The organism is Streptomyces odontomachi, from assembly GCF_024435355.1.
In the GTDB taxonomy this organism is placed as follows: Bacteria; Actinomycetota; Actinomycetes; order Streptomycetales; family Streptomycetaceae; genus Streptomyces; species Streptomyces odontomachi.
Window position 1 is genome coordinate 110,564 of the sequence record NZ_JAMJWG010000018.1, and the last position, 16,125, is coordinate 126,688.

The 16,125-nt window shown below is 73.1% G+C and carries 16 protein-coding genes; 2 read left to right on the forward strand and 14 right to left on the reverse strand.

The window, feature by feature from the left end:
• Window positions 1-82: 82 nt before the first annotated feature.
• Window positions 83-853, forward strand: coding sequence for a sirohydrochlorin chelatase (locus NQO67_RS31160; RefSeq protein WP_255953681.1), 771 nt, complete (start codon window positions 83-85; stop codon window positions 851-853).
• Here NQO67_RS31160 and NQO67_RS31165 read toward each other — a convergent pair.
• The 13 genes from NQO67_RS31165 to NQO67_RS31225 all read right to left on the reverse strand — a co-directional run bounded on the left by NQO67_RS31165 (window position 834) and on the right by NQO67_RS31225 (window position 13,832).
• Window positions 834-1,325, reverse strand: coding sequence for a nuclear transport factor 2 family protein (locus tag NQO67_RS31165; protein WP_308295718.1), 492 nt, complete (start codon window positions 1,323-1,325; stop codon window positions 834-836). The two genes, NQO67_RS31160 and NQO67_RS31165, sit on opposite strands and share 20 nt — an antisense overlap.
• Window positions 1,318-1,863, reverse strand: a complete 546-nt coding sequence (locus NQO67_RS31170; RefSeq protein ID WP_255953682.1) for a DUF1697 domain-containing protein — start codon at window positions 1,861-1,863, stop codon at window positions 1,318-1,320. Before NQO67_RS31170 ends, NQO67_RS31165 begins: the two co-directional genes overlap by 8 nt.
• An 82-nt stretch (window positions 1,864-1,945) precedes the next feature.
• Window positions 1,946-3,154 (reverse strand): macrolide-inactivating glycosyltransferase, encoded by a 1,209-nt coding sequence (mgt, locus tag NQO67_RS31175; protein WP_255953683.1) that lies wholly within the window; start codon window positions 3,152-3,154, stop codon window positions 1,946-1,948.
• A 104-nt stretch (window positions 3,155-3,258) separates the two neighbouring features.
• Complete coding sequence (locus NQO67_RS31180; RefSeq protein ID WP_255953684.1) at window positions 3,259-4,038, reverse strand: GntR family transcriptional regulator; 780 nt, start codon at window positions 4,036-4,038, stop codon at window positions 3,259-3,261.
• Window positions 4,039-4,114: 76 nt separating this feature from the next.
• Entirely contained in the window at window positions 4,115-5,122 is a 1,008-nt protein-coding gene (locus tag NQO67_RS31185; RefSeq protein ID WP_255953685.1) for a phosphotriesterase family protein, read from the reverse strand.
• Window positions 5,119-5,991: a shikimate dehydrogenase family protein gene (locus NQO67_RS31190; RefSeq protein WP_255953686.1), complete on the reverse strand. Its 873-nt coding sequence runs from the start codon at window positions 5,989-5,991 to the stop codon at window positions 5,119-5,121. Before NQO67_RS31190 ends, NQO67_RS31185 begins: the two co-directional genes overlap by 4 nt.
• A 249-nt stretch (window positions 5,992-6,240) precedes the next feature.
• The gene (locus NQO67_RS31195; RefSeq protein WP_255953687.1) at window positions 6,241-7,263 is read right to left on the reverse strand and encodes an NAD(P)-dependent oxidoreductase; all 1,023 of its coding nucleotides are present in this window, start codon (window positions 7,261-7,263) and stop codon (window positions 6,241-6,243) included.
• Complete coding sequence (gene xylB, locus NQO67_RS31200) at window positions 7,260-8,765, reverse strand: xylulokinase (protein ID WP_255953688.1); 1,506 nt, start codon at window positions 8,763-8,765, stop codon at window positions 7,260-7,262. Before xylB ends, NQO67_RS31195 begins: the two co-directional genes overlap by 4 nt.
• A complete protein-coding gene (locus tag NQO67_RS31205) occupies window positions 8,762-9,817 on the reverse strand; it encodes an ABC transporter permease (protein WP_255953689.1) in 1,056 nt (351 codons plus the stop codon). Before NQO67_RS31205 ends, xylB begins: the two co-directional genes overlap by 4 nt.
• Window positions 9,814-11,409 (reverse strand): sugar ABC transporter ATP-binding protein, encoded by a 1,596-nt coding sequence (locus tag NQO67_RS31210; RefSeq protein ID WP_255953690.1) that lies wholly within the window; start codon window positions 11,407-11,409, stop codon window positions 9,814-9,816. Before NQO67_RS31210 ends, NQO67_RS31205 begins: the two co-directional genes overlap by 4 nt.
• Before the next feature lie 14 nt (window positions 11,410-11,423).
• Window positions 11,424-12,452 (reverse strand): ABC transporter substrate-binding protein, encoded by a 1,029-nt coding sequence (locus NQO67_RS31215; protein ID WP_255953691.1) that lies wholly within the window; start codon window positions 12,450-12,452, stop codon window positions 11,424-11,426.
• 35 nt (window positions 12,453-12,487) lie between these two features.
• A complete protein-coding gene (locus NQO67_RS31220) occupies window positions 12,488-13,066 on the reverse strand; it encodes a glucose-6-phosphate isomerase family protein (protein ID WP_255953692.1) in 579 nt (192 codons plus the stop codon).
• A 184-nt stretch (window positions 13,067-13,250) separates the two neighbouring features.
• On the reverse strand, window positions 13,251-13,832 hold the full coding sequence (locus NQO67_RS31225; RefSeq protein ID WP_255953693.1) for a TetR/AcrR family transcriptional regulator: 582 nt from the start codon (window positions 13,830-13,832) through the stop codon (window positions 13,251-13,253).
• Between the two features lie 142 nt (window positions 13,833-13,974).
• Between NQO67_RS31225 and NQO67_RS31230 the strand changes: the two genes are divergently transcribed.
• The gene (locus NQO67_RS31230) at window positions 13,975-14,712 is read left to right on the forward strand and encodes an SDR family oxidoreductase (RefSeq protein ID WP_255953694.1); all 738 of its coding nucleotides are present in this window, start codon (window positions 13,975-13,977) and stop codon (window positions 14,710-14,712) included.
• Window positions 14,713-14,724: 12 nt separating this feature from the next.
• Here the strand turns inward: NQO67_RS31230 and NQO67_RS31235 are convergent, their stop codons facing one another.
• Complete coding sequence (locus tag NQO67_RS31235; protein ID WP_255953695.1) at window positions 14,725-16,035, reverse strand: ABC transporter substrate-binding protein; 1,311 nt, start codon at window positions 16,033-16,035, stop codon at window positions 14,725-14,727.
• Window positions 16,036-16,125 lie beyond the last annotated feature (90 nt).

Here is a 16,125-nt window from a genome sequence, read left to right on the forward strand (position 1 = left end):
CCACCGTCCGCCCCGCCTAGCCCGTTGCCGTCCCGTCGAACCTCTTGCCGCCCCGTCGAACCCCTTGGAACGTTCCTCCCCCATGCACCGTCCTGACTCCGCCCCCGCCCTGCTCGTCATCGCCCACGGCAGCCGTGATCCGCGGCATGCCGCCACCGTGCATGCCCTGGTCGCACGGGTGCGGGCGATGCGCCCGGGGCTGACGGTGGCGACCGGGTTCCTGGAGTTCAACCTGCCGTCGGTGACGTGCGCGCTGGAGTCGCTCGCGGCGCAGGGGGTGCGCGAGGTCGTGGCCCAGCCGCTGCTGCTGAACCGGGCCTATCACGCAAAGTCGGACATCCCTACGGTGCTCCGCCGTGCCCCGGCGCGGCTCGACGTCCGCCAGGCAGCGGTGCTGGGGCCGTCCCCGCTGCTGGTCACCGCCTTGGAGCGGCGGCTCGGGGAGGCCGGGGTCAGGCCCGGACAGCGTGCCTCGACGGGGGTGGTGCTGGCGGCGGCCGGGTCGACGGACCCGGAGGCCATCGAGGTGACCGGCGCCCTCGCCCGGCAGTGGCAACGCGACGGGTGGTACGCGGTACGGCCCGCCTTCGCGGCGGGCACGGGACGGCGCACCGACGTCCCCGACACGGCGACGGCCGTGCGCCGGCTGCGCGCCGAAGGGGCTCGGCGGATCGCCGTCGCCCGCTATGTGCTCGCCCCCGGTTTCCTGCCCGACCGCATCGCGCGGGGCGCCGCCGAAGCCGGCGCCGAGGTGCTGGCCGAGGTGCTCGGCCCGGCGCCGGAGGTGGCACAGGTGCTGCTCCGGCGCTACGACGCGGCGTGCGCGCCGGCGGTCACGGCGCTGGGGGCGTAGGGCTTTCCGGCATGAAGAGCGTGCCCTGGTGGAAGTAGAGCTGCCAGCCCTCGGCGGTACGGCGCCAGAGTGAGCTGCGATGGGCGCACCGGCCGTTGTTGTCGCTGTCGTAGGTGAGGTGCACCAGGTCCGGGGCGAGCCGGACGCCGCGGATCCGGGACGCGACGGAGGGGCGGGCGCCCGGCGGGGGCGGCTCGGCCATCAGGGTCAGGATCGAGGCGAGGTCATAGATCCGCCCCGAGGCGCCGTGCTCGACGAAGTCCGGGTGGAACAGCCGCCCGGCCAGCTCCGGCGAGCGGCGCACCGCCGGGTCGAGCAGGCGCAGTTCGCCGTCGATGACGGCTTGCACGGCTGCGGCATCGGCCTCCTCGGCGTGCTCGGCCTCCCTGGCGTGCTCGGCGTGCTCGGCGTGCTCGGCCTGCGCCGGTCGCCCGGGGCGGGTGTCGGGTGGGCGCGTCCCGCTGTCACTCATGGGTCAGCTCCACGAGTTTGGTGACCGTGTTCCAGTTGCGGCTGGTGGCGACCAGGCCGCGGGTCACGGCCGGTCTGCTGAGGGCCTCGGCGAGCCGGGAGCGTCCGAGGCCGTCCGGTACGTACAGGTAGAGCACCCGGTCACCGAGGCGGAACTCCTCGGGCAGGAACGCCGGCTGGTCGAGGTGGGCGAAGCGGGCCTGGTCCACGGGTGTGGAGAAGTAGGTGGCGTGCAGCTGCTTGCCGGTGAGCGTGGCCGCGGGGAACGGGCAGGCGTCCGCGACCGCCTTCAGGTAGGCGCCGTCGCGCACCAGGCAGGCGACGGGAAAGCCGAAGTGCTTCTCCAGCGCCTGCTCCAGATGCGCGGCCAGCTTCTCCTCGTCGTCCTCGTCGCTGGTGAAGACGGCGTTGCCGCTCTGTAGATGGGTGCGTACAGCGTCGAGTCCGAGGCCTTCCATCAGGGTGCGCAGCTCGGCCATCGGTACCCGCTTGCCGCCCACGTTGATGCCGCGCAGCAGCGCCGCGTAGTGCGTCGTCATGGCTGCACCCTAGGACGGTCCGGACGGCGCCCGCCCCCGAATTCCCGTCGGCGCGCTGGCGCCCGGCCCAGCTGCGGCCGGCTCACTCCGGGCGCAGCTGGGCCTCGATCAGGTCGGCGGCGCGCCGGGTGCCGCCCTCCGCCGCCATCTGGGCCTGGATGGCACACAGCCGCCGGGCGACCACGGGGTCGCCGGCCAGGGACACCACCGCTTCCCGCAGCCGTTCGGCCGTCGCGTCGGCCAGCGGGATGTGGCGCGCGACGCCGAGGTTCTCGAGCATCCGGGCGTTGTCGAACTGGTCGACGGCCTGCGGCACGGCCACCATCGGGGTGGCGGTGCCGAGTCCCTCCTGGCTGCCGCCGGCGCCCGCATGGGTGATGAACGCGTCCGCCTGCTGGAGGATGGCCTGCTGCGGCACCCACGGGTGGACCTTCACCCGGTCCGGGATGTCGCCGAGTTCGGCCGGGTCCACGTGCCGGCCGATGGACATGACCGTGTGCCACCCGGGCAGGTCGCCGAAGGCCTTGATGCACTCCCGGTAGAAGCCGGGCTGTTTGGTGAACGTCGAACCGAGCGACACCAGCAGCACCTTGTCGTCACCCGGTGGACGCTGCCATTCGTCCGGCTTGCCGGGGCGGGGGCGGCAGGCGCCGACGAAGGTGTACACGGATCGGTCGACCCGGTCGGCGTTGGGTTGCATGACCTCGGGGATGAGGACGAGGCAGCGGTCCGGGCGGCCCATGAAGCTCTCGACGTCGAGGTCCATGCCGTTGTCGGCGATCCAGCCGGCGAAGGTGTCGAAGAAGGACCGGCCGCGCGTGGTCTGCTTGAGCGGCTCGAACAGCGGCTTGCCGACCTCCTCGTCGTACCCCTCCCAGGCGACCATGCAGGGGGAGAGCTGCATGATCGGGACGCCCCAGCGGTGCGCGAGGATGCGGGCGGGGTAGGCGGTGATGTCGTACAGCACCAGGTCGGGGCGGTCGCCCTGGTAGGCCTCGATGAGCTGCGGCAGCGCCTGCACCGCGTCGGTGAGGAACGGCTCGACGTGGTCGATCAGCTCGGTGCCCCAGGCCTCCGGGTCGTCCTCGGTGGGCAGCGTGGAGTTCCAGAGCTTCGGCTCGGCGCCGGTCTCGGCGACCTGGTCGGCGAAGGCCGGGGGGATCGCGTAGGTGACGCGGTTCCCGCGGGTGACGAGCTCCCTGATCACTTCGAGGCTCGGGTTCACATGCCCCGGGGTCGCGATGGAGAACATGGCGATGTGGGCACGCTCGGCGGGGTTCCTACGGATCATGTGATGCACCCTAACGAGACGATACGTCTCGTGCAATTATATTCCCCGGTGTCCGCCGGGCGTCCGCGCTCGCCGGACAGGAGGACCGGACGGGAAAGCGGACGTCATCCCGTGACGATCATCAGCGGGTGGGCCGCCGCCCGGGGACGCCGCACCAGGTCGACCTCGAAGCGGCTGCGGTCGCCGCGGTGGTAGGCGACGAAGCTCTCCACGGGACTGCCGTCGGGACCGAAGCTCGTGCTGCGCAGCGCGAGGACGGCCGCGCCCTCGGCGATGCCGAGGTGGCGGGCGAGCGCGGGGCCCGCGGTGGTCGCCTCGACGGAGCGGTGCCCGCGCGCCAACCGCACCCCGTACTCCCCCTCCAGCAGGGCGTACAGGGACCGGTGGGTCAGGTCCTCGTCCAGCAGGCCAGGCGCCAGGCGCTCCGGGACATGGGTGACGGTGAGCACCCACGGCTCCTCGTCCACGAACCGCAGCCGCTCGATGAGGATCACCGGCTGACCGGGGTCGAGGTGCAGCTCGGCCGCCACCTGGGTGTCCGCGGGGACGAGTTCCAGCCGGCGGACGTCGCTGCGCAGCGTCGAGCCGCGCAGGGCCACGTCCTCGTAGAGCCCGGTGAGCGACTGCACCAGGCCCTCGGCCGTCCTGGGCGGGGAGACGAAGGTCCCGCGGCCCTTGATGCGCTCGATGACACCCTCGGACTCCAGCTCGGAGAGCGCCTGGCGGACCACCGTGCGGGAGACCTCGTAGCGCTGGCACAGCTCGTGGTCGCCCGGCAGTCGGGTACCCGGCTCCAGCTCGTGGCCCTGGATCTCCGCCAGCAGGATCTGCTTGAGCTGGTGGTAGAAGGGCAGCGGCGAGGAACGGTCGATACCTGTCTGCATGTCATGAGAGGATAACAAATAACGACCGTTCCCCTTCTGGCCCAAGACCGTTGGCCTTCCGGCCCGAGAGGACCGTTCAGCCGGCCGCGGCGTCATCCGTGGTGTCTGTGGCGTCATCCGCACCGGTGTCCCGCGGGCTCCACGCCAGCCAGCGCGCCGGGTTCCCGACCAGCATCCGCCGCACCGCGGCAGCACCGACCGCTGCCCGCACCCGCGGCAGGAAGCGGACGAAGAGGTAGCGCAGCCCGGGCATCCCGCCGTACGCCAGGTACCGGCTGCGCCGGGCGACGTCGCCGCCGAGCAGCACCCCTTGCGCGCCGCCGTCCGCCACGACCCGGGCGAGGCAGTCGACGAGCACCGAGTCCGGCACGCGGGCGTGCCGGGCGGCGCCGTCGTAGCCGAGCAGGGCGCCGCGGGCGATCAGCTCCAGGTGCAGCCCCGGGTCGGGGTTCCGGTCGGCGTGCGCCAGCGCGACCCGGTCCGCGGGGCAGCCGTGGCCGGCCAGCAGGTCCAGCACCTCATGGCCGGCGCTGCCGTGTTCCAGGTGGACCATGACGGGGGCGCCGGTCTCGGCCGCGCTCTCGCCGACGGCGGCGATGACCCGCCGCTCGAAGGGGCTGACGGACCAGTAGCCGATGCCCGCCTTGAGGAGGCCGGCCCGTACCGGACCGCCGTCCGGCGCCGTGGCGGGCGAGCCGTCGGACTCCGCAAGACCGGTGCGCAGGTCGTGCAGGAAGCGTCGGCGCAGGCCGTCCACGGACTCGTCCAGCAGCGGGTGGCCGGCGGCGTAGTGCGGCTCGCGGTGGGCGCCGGTGGTGTGCACGATCGCGAGCCCCGTGGCGGCCGACACCCGGGCCACCGCGGACGGGCGCTGCCCGAGGCCGGTCGGGGTGGCCTCGACCATGGCGTCCGCGCCGGACTCCTTGAGCGAGCCGGCCTCCTGGGTCGACGCGGCCTCGTCGTCGAGTTCGTCGCCCGGCAGCAGCGGCGTGACCTGGAACAGGTGCTCGTGGTAGTCGACGGCGCCCAGCCCGCCGGGGTCGAGGTCGCCGAGGACGGTCCGCACCACGCGCTGCCCGGTCATCGCAACGCCTCGGCGGCGGCGGAGAGTTCGTCGACGACCTCGGGCGGCATCGGGATGCCGAAGATCTCGGCGATCGCCTGGGACCAGCCGTGCACGAAGTACCGCCAGCCGTCCACCACCGTCAGCTCCCGCTCGGCCCGCTGCTCTTCGGCCTGCCGCAGGAGGTCCAGGGCGCCCCGGTAGTTCAGCTCCCACACCACGGCCCGGCGGGGCAGCACGGCGCCGGCGGGCAGCGGGCTGCCGGGGCGGTCCTTGCCGAGGCCCGTCGCGTTGATCACCAGGCTGCCGGGCGGCAGGTCGTGCAGCACGGCCGCGATGCGCTCCGGGTGCGCGGCGGCGGTGCGCACGGTGGTGCCGTGCCCGGCGCCGACGACCTCGGTGAGACGGGCCAGGCGTTCGGGCACGGTGTCCAGCACGTGCAGGGTGCGGGGCGGGTCGGCGCGCCGGGTGAGGTACCAGGCGATCGCGGTGCCCGCGCCGCCCGCGCCCAGGCAGAGCACCTCGGCCCCGGTGGCGAAGTGGTCGGCGGTGAGCATCTCCTCCAGGGCGAGCCCGGCGGTCAGCGGGTCCTTGGCGGCGCCGTACAGCCGCCCGTCGCGCACCGTCACCGAGGACACCTCGCCGCAGGTGACGGCGAAGTCGTCGAAGCCGTCGAAGAGGTCACCGGCGGCCTCGTACAGCGCGATCTTGTGGGTGGTCACCAGCGCGCCGGCGCAGTCCGGGTCGTCGCGCAACGCGAGTGCGGCCCGGCGGTACTCCTCGGGCGGTGCGTCCACCGGGACGTCGAGTCCGCTCAGGTCCACGTCCAGACCGAGCAGCTCCGCCCAGCGGGGGAAGACCCGCATGATCGACGAGTGTCCGGTGGACACGCCGACAAACCGCATCCGACGACGACCACGCCCGCTCATGCGACCCGACCCGTCACCGCACGACCCGCCGGACCACCCGGCGACGGCTCCGCGCCGACCGGGTGCCTCGGGCGGCGGCCCGCCAGCACGTCGAACCCCATCACACCCACCTCCAGGCCAAACAACTCCGACCAACCCGGAAAACCCGCATGATCGACGAGCACCCGATGGACACCCCGACGAACCGCATCCGACGACGACCACGCCCGCTCATGCGACCCGACCCGTCACCGCACGACCCGCCGGACCACCCGGCGACGGCTCCGCGCCGACCGGGTACCTCGGGCGGCGGCCCGCCAGCACGTCGAGCACGCCGTCCACCGCCATGGTGCCCATCCGGTCGACGGCCTGCTCGGTCTGGGCGCCCAGGTGCGGGGTGACGACGACCCGGTCACGCAGGTCGTCGGCGAGCAGGGGCGAGTGGGCCGCACGGCTCTCGGTGGCGAGGGTGTCGGCGGCGTAGCCGAACAGCCGCCCGCTGCGCAGCGCGTCGGCCACCGCCGTCTCGTCCACCAGGTCGGCGCGCGCGGTGTTGACGATCACCTGACCGTCCCGGGCCGCGGCCGTCCAGTCGGCGTCGACGAGCAACCGGCCACCGGGCGTGTGCAGCGCGACGACGTCGGCCGCTGAGCGCAGCTCGTCGAGCGGGACCGGCCGGGCGCCGGCGGCCCGTACGGCATCGTCGGGCACGTACGGGTCGTGCACCAGCACCGTGCACCCCAGGGCGCGCAGCCGCTCGGTGACGCCCCGGCCGATCCGCCCGAAACCGACGACCCCGGCGACGGCCGCACCGAGTTGACGCCCCCGGGTGACGGTCCACACCCCGGCCCGTACCCGCGCGTCGCCCGCGGGGACGGCGCGCAGCGCGGCCAGCAGCAGGGCCAGGGTGTGCTCGGCGACGGCCTCGCTGTTGGCTCCCGGGGTGTGCGTGACGGTGACGCCGGAGTCCCGTGCCGCGTCGAGGTCGACGGCGTCGACGCCCACGCCGTGCCGGGCGAGCACGCTGAGCGCGGGGGCCAGCGCCAGGTGGGCGGCGGTGACGGGAGCGGTCCCGGCGATCCAGGCGACGGCCTCGCCGAGCGGGCCGCGCAGCGCCGCCGGGTCATGGCCCGGATCGGCGCGCAGCACCGTCAGTCCTGCGGCGGTGAGCCGGCCCGTCAGGTCGGCGCTGCCGGTGGAGAACGAACGGGAGGTCACCACGACCGCCCGGTGCGTGCGGTGCGGCGGCGTCACGAGGCCCCCTTCGTACGGGTGTCGAACCACGGTTCCAGCCGTGCGTAGGCATCCAGGAAGATCCGGTGCTGCTCGGCGTAGCGGGCGCTGCGCCGGGTGTCGGGGACGAACTCGGCGGTGGTGCCGGCGAGCTGGCGGGCGACGCCGAAGTCCTCGGCGAGACCGAGGCCGACCAGCGCGGTCACCGCGGCGCCCAGGCTGTTCGCGTCCTCGACGATGCTGCGCCGGCGCACCGGCACCCCCCACACGTCGGCGAGCACCTGGAGCCAGACGTCGCTGCCGGCGCCGCCGCCGATCACGTCGACCCCGTCGACCGCGATACCGCCGTCGGTGAAGGCGCCGATGCAGGTACGCAGGTTGAACGCGACGCCCTCCAGGACGGCGCGTACCAGGTGGCCCCGGTCGTGGTGGCGTTCGAGGCCGGCGAAGACCCCGGCGGCGGCCGGGTTCCAGTACGGCGAGCGCTCACCGAGCAGGTGCGGCAGGAAGAACAGTCCCTCGTCGGCCGCCCGTGCCTGTCCTGCGGCTGCCAGCAACGGACCGTAGCGGTCCGGGCCGGGGCCGGGTGCGAGCAGGTCGACGACCCACTCCAGGCAGGCGCCGCCGGCCTGCATCGTGGTGGTGGGCACGTAGTGCCCGGGCACCACGTGGTCGAACGTCATCGAGCGCATCCGCGGGTCGTGCAGCGGCGCCTCGGCGGCCACCGAGATCCACGAGGAGGAGCCCAGGTAGGCGTACGGCCCGTCCGACGCGGCGACGATCCCGGCGCCCACGGCCGCCATCGGGCCGTCGCCGCCGCCGGTCACCACCGGCGTGCCGGCCGGCAGGCCGACCTCGCCGGCCGCCTGCTCGGTCACCCGGCCGGCGACCGACGTGGCGGGCACGATCTCGGGCAGCAGGTCGAGGGGGACCTCAGCGGCGGCCAGCAGCCGTGTCGACCAGGTGCCGGCGCGCTGATCGTAGGCGTTGGTGCTGGAGGCGTCGGACGGGTCGGTCACCAGGCGGCCGGTGAGGCGCTGGGTGACCAGGTCCTTGGCGAGGCAGACGTGCCGGGTGCGGGCCCACACGTCCGGCTCGTTCTCGCGCACCCACATCACCTTGGTCAGCGAGTAGGTGGGGTTGATCCGGTGGCCCAGCTCGGCGTACGCCGACGCCATGCCGAGCGCGTCGACGAGCCGGTCGCTCTGGGCGGTGCTGCGGTGGTCGGCCCAGATCATCGCGGGGCGCACCGGGCGGAACGCGTCGTCGAGGAAGACGGCACCCATCATCTGGCCGGACAGCACGACACCGGCGATGCCGCCCGGGTCGGCGCCGGCCTCGGCGAGCAGCCGCCGGGTGGCCTCGCAGACCGCACGCCACCAGTGCTCCGGGTCCTGCTCGGCGACGCCGCCGGCGCGGAAGTCGGTGGGATAGCCGACGGTGCAGGTGGCGAGCGGGCGGCCCTGCGTGTCGTGCAGGGACGCCTTGTCACCGGTGGTGCCCAGGTCATGCGAGATGATCATGTGGTTCCCATCGAGGCCGAACGCGGGCGCCGGCTCTGCAACTGGTCGAGCCCGACGGCGATCACCATCAGGGCGCCGATGACCACCTGGAGCCAGAAGGGGTCGATGGCGAGCAGCGTGCCACCGTTGTTGAGCAGGCCGACGATGATCGTGCCGAGCAGCGCGCCGACCGCCGTGCCGCGCGCCCCGAACAGGCTCGCCCCGCCGATCACGCACGCGGCGATGGCCTGCAACTCGTATCCGGTGCCGGAGGTCGGCACCCCGTTGCCGAGCCGGGAGGCCAGCAGGATGCCGCCGAAGCCGGCGACCAGACCGGACAGCGCGTACACGCTGACCAGCACCCCGCGCACCGGCACCCCGCTGAGCCTGGCCGACTCGGCGTTGGAGCCGACGGCGTACACGTAGCGGCCCCAGACCGTGCGGTGCAGCGCGAAGCCGACCGCGAGCGCGATGATGAGGGTCAGCCAGATCAGGTTGGCGACGTGGAGGGTGGCGCCGCCCGCGATCTCCTGGAAGGCGTCGGGCAGCGGCTGGATGGTGCGGCCGTGGGTGTACACCAGCGTCAGGCCGCGTGCCGCGCCCAGCATGCCGAGGGTGACGATGAACGGCGGCATCCGGAAGAACGCGACCAGCGCACCGTTCACCGCGCCCGCCGCCGCGCCCACCAGCAGGCCGAGCACGATGGCGCCGAGCGTGGCGCCGCCGGAGCTGGTCTCGAAGACCGTCTTGGCGGCGACGACCCCGGCGAGACCGGCCACCGAGCCGACCGACAGGTCGATGCCGGCGGTGAGGATCACCAGCAGCTCGCCGAGCGCGATGATCGCGTAGATGGAGACCTGCCGGCCCAGGTTGTCGAGGTTGGTGCCGGTCAGGAAGGTGTCGGTGGACAGGCTCAGGCCGATCACGAGCAGCGCCAGGATGGGCACGCCGCTGATGTTGCGGCCGAGCAGCTCCCGCAGGCCGAGCGGTTCCTGCTCGTCGGTTCCGTCGGCTCCGCCGCCCTCCACCGCGCCGGACGCCGCCGTCTCGGCCGTGGTCGGGGGTGTCTTCATGGCTGCTCCTGAGGGTCGGGGCGGCGGCTCAGCGCCGCGTCGTCGACGTGTTCGCGCCGGGGGCTGGCCAGCTGGAGTACCCGGTGTTCGGTCGCCTCGTCGGCCGTGATCTCGCCGGCGACGCGCCGTTCGCGTACGACGACGATCCGGTCGCACAGGCCGAGCAGTTCGGGCAGGTAGGAGGAGACGACGACGATGGCGAGGCCGGCCTCGGCCAGCCGGGCGATGATCCGGTAGATGTCGGACTTCGCGCCGATGTCGACGCCTTTGGTGGGCTCGTCGAGCAGCAGCACCCTGGCGTCGGTGCCCAGCCACCGGCCGAGCAGCACCTTCTGCTGGTTGCCGCCGGAGAGCGAGTCCACGGGGTCGTCCCAGGTGCCGTACTTCAGCCGCAGGTCCCGGGTGGCGGTGTCGGCCTTGAGCTGCTGGCGGCGGGTGCTGACGATGCCGGCGCCCGCGCAGTCGCCGAGGCTCGCGAGGGTGGTGTTCTCCCGGACGGACAGCTCCGGCAGCAGCCCCGACTCCTTGCGGTCCTCGGTGAGCAGCGCGATGCCGCGCCGTACCGCGTCACGGGGCGAGCGGATCACCGCCTTCTCGCCGTCGACCCGCACGGTGCCGGCCACCGGCGGCTCCGCCCCGAAGACGGCCCGCAGGATCTCGGTGCGGCCGGCCCCGAGCAGCCCGGCGAGCCCGACGATCTCCCCCTGGCGCACGGTCAGGTCCACCGGCGCGGGGAACCCCTGCGGGACGAGGCCGCGCACCTCCAGCCGCACCGGGCCCGGGGCCCGCCGCTGGCCCGGGTAGAGGTTGGTGACCTCGCGGCCCACCATGGCGGCGATCAGCCCGTTCTCGTCCAGGTCGGTGAAGTCGTGGGTGCCGACGCTGCGGCCGTCCCTGAGCACCGTGACCCGGTCGCCGATCTCGAACATCTCCTCCAGGCGGTGGGTGATGTACAGGACGGCGGTGCCCCGGTCCCTGAGGTGCCGGATGCGCTCCAGCAGCGCGGCGGCCTCCTTCTCGGAGAGCGCGGTGGTCGGCTCGTCGAAGACGACGAGCCGGGGGTCGGCGCCGATCACGCGGGCGATCTCGATCAGTTGCCGGGTGGCGGTGGGCAGCCGGGACACGGGGGCGTCCAGCGGGACGTCCGCGAGCCCCAGGGCGCCCAGCATCTCCTCGGCCCTGCGGCGCTGGGCGCGCCGGGACACCACGCCGAACCGGCTGGGGAAGTGGCCCATCAGGAGGTTGTCGAGCACCGTCAGTTCGGGCAGCAGGCTCAGCTCCTGGTACACCACCCCGATCCCGGCGAGCCGGGCCTCGGCGGGGGCGAGGACCCGGGGCATGGACCGCCCGGCGATCTCGTAGCCGCCGCCGTCGCGGGCGACGGCCCCGCTGAGCACCCGGATCAGCGTCGACTTCCCGGCACCGTTCTCGCCGGCCAGGCAGTGCACTTCGGCAGGCCGTATGTCGATGTCGACGTCGTCGAGCGCGACGACGGGACCGTACTCCTTGCGGGCCCCGGTCAGCCGGACGACGGGGGCGGGGGCGGGCTGCGGCCGGTCGGGGCCGGACGGACGTGACGAGGGCGCGGACACGGCGACTCCCCTGGCTACTTCTTGACCTTGGGCGGGTTCAGCAGCGACTTGAGGTCCTCGCTGCCGACGTTCTTCCTGTCCACCAGCACCGCCCCCGGGTCGAGGTTCACCGGCGCGGGCGAGCCGGCGTGCGCCATGGCGGCCTCGACGACGCCCTGGTAGCCGAAGAAGAACGGGTTCTGGACCACGATCGCGTCGATGGCTCCGGTCTTCACCGCGGCGACCTCGGCCGGGTCGGAGTCGAACGACACCACGTCGACGCGGCCCTCTGCCTTCTTCTCCTGGATCGCCTTGGCGGTGCCGATGCCGGACACGTTGTTGTCGGCGAAGACGCCGGCGAGCGAGTGCGAGGTGGCGAGGACGTCCGAGACCTGCCCGACGGCGGCGTTGACGTCGTTGTTGTTGGCCAGGGTCTGGCTGACCCTGGCGTCGGGGCAGCCGGCCGCGAGCCCCTTCTTGAACCCGTCGAAGCGGTCGGTCAGCACCTGGACGCCGGAGACCGACGTCTCGTGCAGCACGGTCCCGTCGGCCTTGCCGCGTGCGGTCATCAGCTTGCAGAGCCGCTCGCCGGCCTGCTGGCCCGCCTTGATGTTGTCGGTGCCGAGGAAGCCCTCGGTCTTGGTGTGCACCGCGTTGTCGACGGTGATCACCTTGATGCCGGCCTTGCGCGCCTTGTCGATGACGCTGTCGAGCGCGGTGGAGGAGTTGGCGGCGAGCACGATCGCCTGGGCGCCGCGCGATATGGCGTCCTCGACCAGCTGGATCTGCGGTTCGATGTCGGTCTCCGCGGTGGGCCCGAAGAGCCCGAGGCGGATACCGAGGTCGTCGCCCGCCTTCTTGCTGCCGGCCAGCATCGACTGCCAGAACTCGGAGTTGGTGGCCTTGACGATCACGTCGACACGGGTGCCGGCCACCGCGGCGCCGCCCTGCTCCCCCGCCTCGTCGTCGCCGCCGAACGCGGCCTTGCCGCCGACCACCCCGAGGCCCAGGGCCACCACGGTGGCCAGCGCCGTCACCGCCGGGGTCACGCTGCGAAGTGCCATAAGTGTGCTGCTCCTTTAGCCGTGGAAGGGCGCGTTCAGCGGTGGAAGGGGGCGAGGGACACCCCGCCCTGCGCGGCACGCCGGACCCGCCGGCCCATGCCGTGCTCCAGCACCCAGCCGTAGTCGTGTCCGGCCGAACCGGGGTAGACGGCGAGGAAGCGGTACGGCTCGTCGCCGGTGTTGACCGAGCGGTGCGCCCAGCCGGGCGGGATGTAGCCGACGGTGCCGGGCGCCATGTCGAGCCACTCGGTGCGCTCGCCGTCGAACATCAGCAGGCCACCGCTACCGGCCAGACCGAGGTAGATCTCGCCCTGCGGATCGGGGTGCTGATGCCCCTTGGTCATGTAGAACTCGCCGCCGCACGCGCCGGGCCGGATCGTGGTGACGGACTGCGGCAGCTCCCGGGGCACCTCCGGCACCGGCGACGACGTCACCTCGTACACCACCGGATCGCCCGCGTCCCGGGCGGCCCGCCAGGCACCCGCGTCCTCGAAGAGCCCTTCGAGATCGCTCATCCGGCGCGTCAGCGTGGGCCCTTCGGGGCTCAGCCGCCCTCCGGCGACATCGAGCGTCAGCGCCATCGGCGCGATGGGCGGTGTGGCGGCCTGCGACATGGGGACCCTCTTCCCTGACGTTCCGGGTCTGAAGTTCCGGGGTCTGACGCTCCGGGGTGCTAGGTATGTAATCCTGTAAGTACAGGTCGGTCAAGACATCGGCCGAGGAAGTCGCGGCAGGACGACCACCCGGGGCCTGGGGCGAACGCCCCAAGGACGAACGCACCCGGGCCCGGCTCGGCCGCTACGGCTTCGCCGCACCCGCCCTGAGACCGTCCAGGGTGAGGTCGAGCAGGCGTTCCGCCTGCTGCCGCCGTTCGGGGCTGGCCGAGGTGAGGGCGATGCCTTCGAGGGCGGCAGCGATGTCGGCGGGGCCGACGTCGGTGCGGATCACTCCGGCGGCCGCGCACGCGTCCATGAGCGCGGCGATGGCGGACTGGATCATTTCCCGACTGCGACCGTAGGGGTTGTCCCCTGTCGCCGCGATGGCGCGCAGGGCGTCGATCATGCCGTATTTGGCGGTGACGTAGTCCAGGAAGAGGCGCGTCCAGACGCGCAGTGCCTCGTCGGGCGGCTTCGCCGCGAGCAGCGCGGGTGCCGCGTCGCACAGCTGGGCCACCTCGTTGCGGTAGACCGCCTCGACCAGCGCCTCCCGGGTGGGGAAGTTGCGGTACAAGGTCGCACTCCCCACGCCCGCCTCCTTGGCGACCCGCTCCAGGTGCGCGTCGAGCCCCTCCGACGCGAACACGCGCACGGCGGCCGCGAGGATCTTCTCCCTGTTGCGCCGCGCGTCAGCCCGCAACGGTCGCTGCACTCGGTCGGCCATCAGCGGTCCCCTCCCCTCTCCGTGACTGCCCACCTTGCTAACCGGGCACGCCCCCACTTAATCTGGAATCAAATGGGGTCGCCCCCGCTTCACTCTAGGCCACCCCGATGACCTGCGCACACCCCGTGAAAGGCAGCCGAGCATGTCAGGTATCCAGGGCAAGGTCGTCGCGATCACAGGCGCCAGCAGCGGCATCGGTGAAGCGACGGCGACCCACCTCGCCGAGCAAGGGGCCCACCTGGTGCTCGGCGCCCGGCGGGAAGACCGGCTGAACGCGGTGGTGGACCGGATCACGGCGGCGGGCGGCTCGGCTGCCGGGACCGTCGTCGACGTGACGCGCCGCGCGGACCTCGGACGCCTGACGGACACGGCACTCGCGCGCTTCGGCCGGCTCGACGTCCTGGTCTCCAACGCCGGCACCATGGCGATCTCGCCGTTCGACGAGCTGCGCCAGGACGACTGGGACGCCATGGTCGCCACCCACGTCACCGGCCTGCTCAACGGCATCGGGGCGGCGCTGCCCGTCTTCCGGCGGCAGCGCTCCGGCCAGTTCGTCAACGTCGCCTCCACGGCGGCCTATGTCGTGAAGTCCCCGCAGGCCGTCTACGCGGCCACCAAGACGGCCGTGAAGGTGCTGACCGAGGGGCTGCGGCAGGAATCGGGGCCCCACCTGCGGGTCACCCTGGTCTCGCCGGGGTTCACCGACACGGAGGGCGTGGGCAAGGGGGCGAGTCCCGAAGCAGCACGGGCCCTGGCCCGGCAGCGCGACGACATCGCCATGCCGCCGTCCGCCGTCGCCTCCGCCATCGGGTACGCGATCGGGCAACCCGACGGCGTCGACATCAGCGAGATCGTCGTCCGGCCCACCGTGCAGGCCTGACGGCGGCACGGGTCAGCGCTGGTAGCGCGCCAGCACCAGATTCCCGTCGTCCACCAGACGGCTACGCAGCTCGGCCAGCCCGATCGCGCCGCTGAAGTACTCCTGGAACGCGGGCGTGGCGACCTTGTCCTTCCACTCCGGATAGCCCCGTACGGACTGCGCGGGCGCCGCCCGCAACCGGTCGGCGAGCGCGGTGCCGGTCGCCCAGTCGTCCTTGGCGGTGTGCAGTGCCGGGTCCGCCAGCGCCGTGCGCCCGGTCGGCAGCAGCCAGTCGCCGAGCGCCAGCCGCACCATGTTCCGCGGCTTGAGCAGGAAGGCGATGAAAGCGGCCGCCTCCTTCTTGTGCGGGCTGTCCGCGGCGACGGACAGCGTCTGCGGGCTGACGCCCTGGGTGAGCCCGTCGGCGCCCGCGGGGGCGGGCAGCACCCGCCAGTGGAAGCCCTTGGGGGCCTGCTGGGCGATCTGCTGACGGTAGGAGAAGCCGAGCGGAACCATCGCGTACCGACCCCCGAAAAGGCCCGGCAGGGTGTCCGAGCCGCCCATGCCGAGCGTCGCGGCCGACGCGCTGCCGTCCTGGGCGACCTGGTCGTGCACGGTGCGCGGGACGACCTCGTCGGTCGCGTCGAACCGGATGGCCACCTTGCCGTCCGCGCCGCGGTGGAAGAGTTGGCCACCGGTGGACAGGGACATGTTGAGGACCGCGGAGACGGGTTCCTTCAGCGGCCAGGCGACCCCGTAGCGGCCCTTGCCGCTCAGCCGCTTGCTGACGGTGCGGAACTCCTCCCAGCTCCACGGCTTCTCGACCGTGGGAATGCGCACCCCGGCCTGCTTCAGCCGGTCGGCGTCGGCGATGAGGACGCGCGGTTCCTGGAGGAACGGCACCCCGTACACGCCCTTGCCGAAGGTGGCCATGTCCCAGCTGCGCTGCGGGATGTCGTCCGTCAGCGACGCCGGGAGCAGCCCGCGCAGATCGGCGAGGTAACCGCCGTAGGCGAAGTCGGCGAGGTCGTCGGAGGCGTCGTGGATGATGTCCGGCGCCTCATCCCCCTCGAAGGAGGTGAGCAGCTGGTCGTGCACGGTGTCCCAGTTGCCCTGGACGTAGCGCACCCGGACGTCGGGGTGCGTCGCGTTCCACTCCCGCACCAGCTCCTTGTTGGCGGCGACGGACTCCTGCTGCCAGGCCAGCGACTGGAAGTCGAGGGTGACCCGGCCGTCGTCCCGGGTGCCGGCGGAGGAACAGCCGCCGAGCAGCACGGCAAGCACCGCCACCGCGGCGGCGAGCGGGCGCCGTCGGGACCCCGTCCCGGTGCGGAGTGCGCGCATCAGTGCCGCACCGCCCCGGCCAGGGTTCGTTCCAGACGCTGGGCTCTCAGGAGGGCGCAAGTCATGCACCGCATCATGGCCACATCGGCG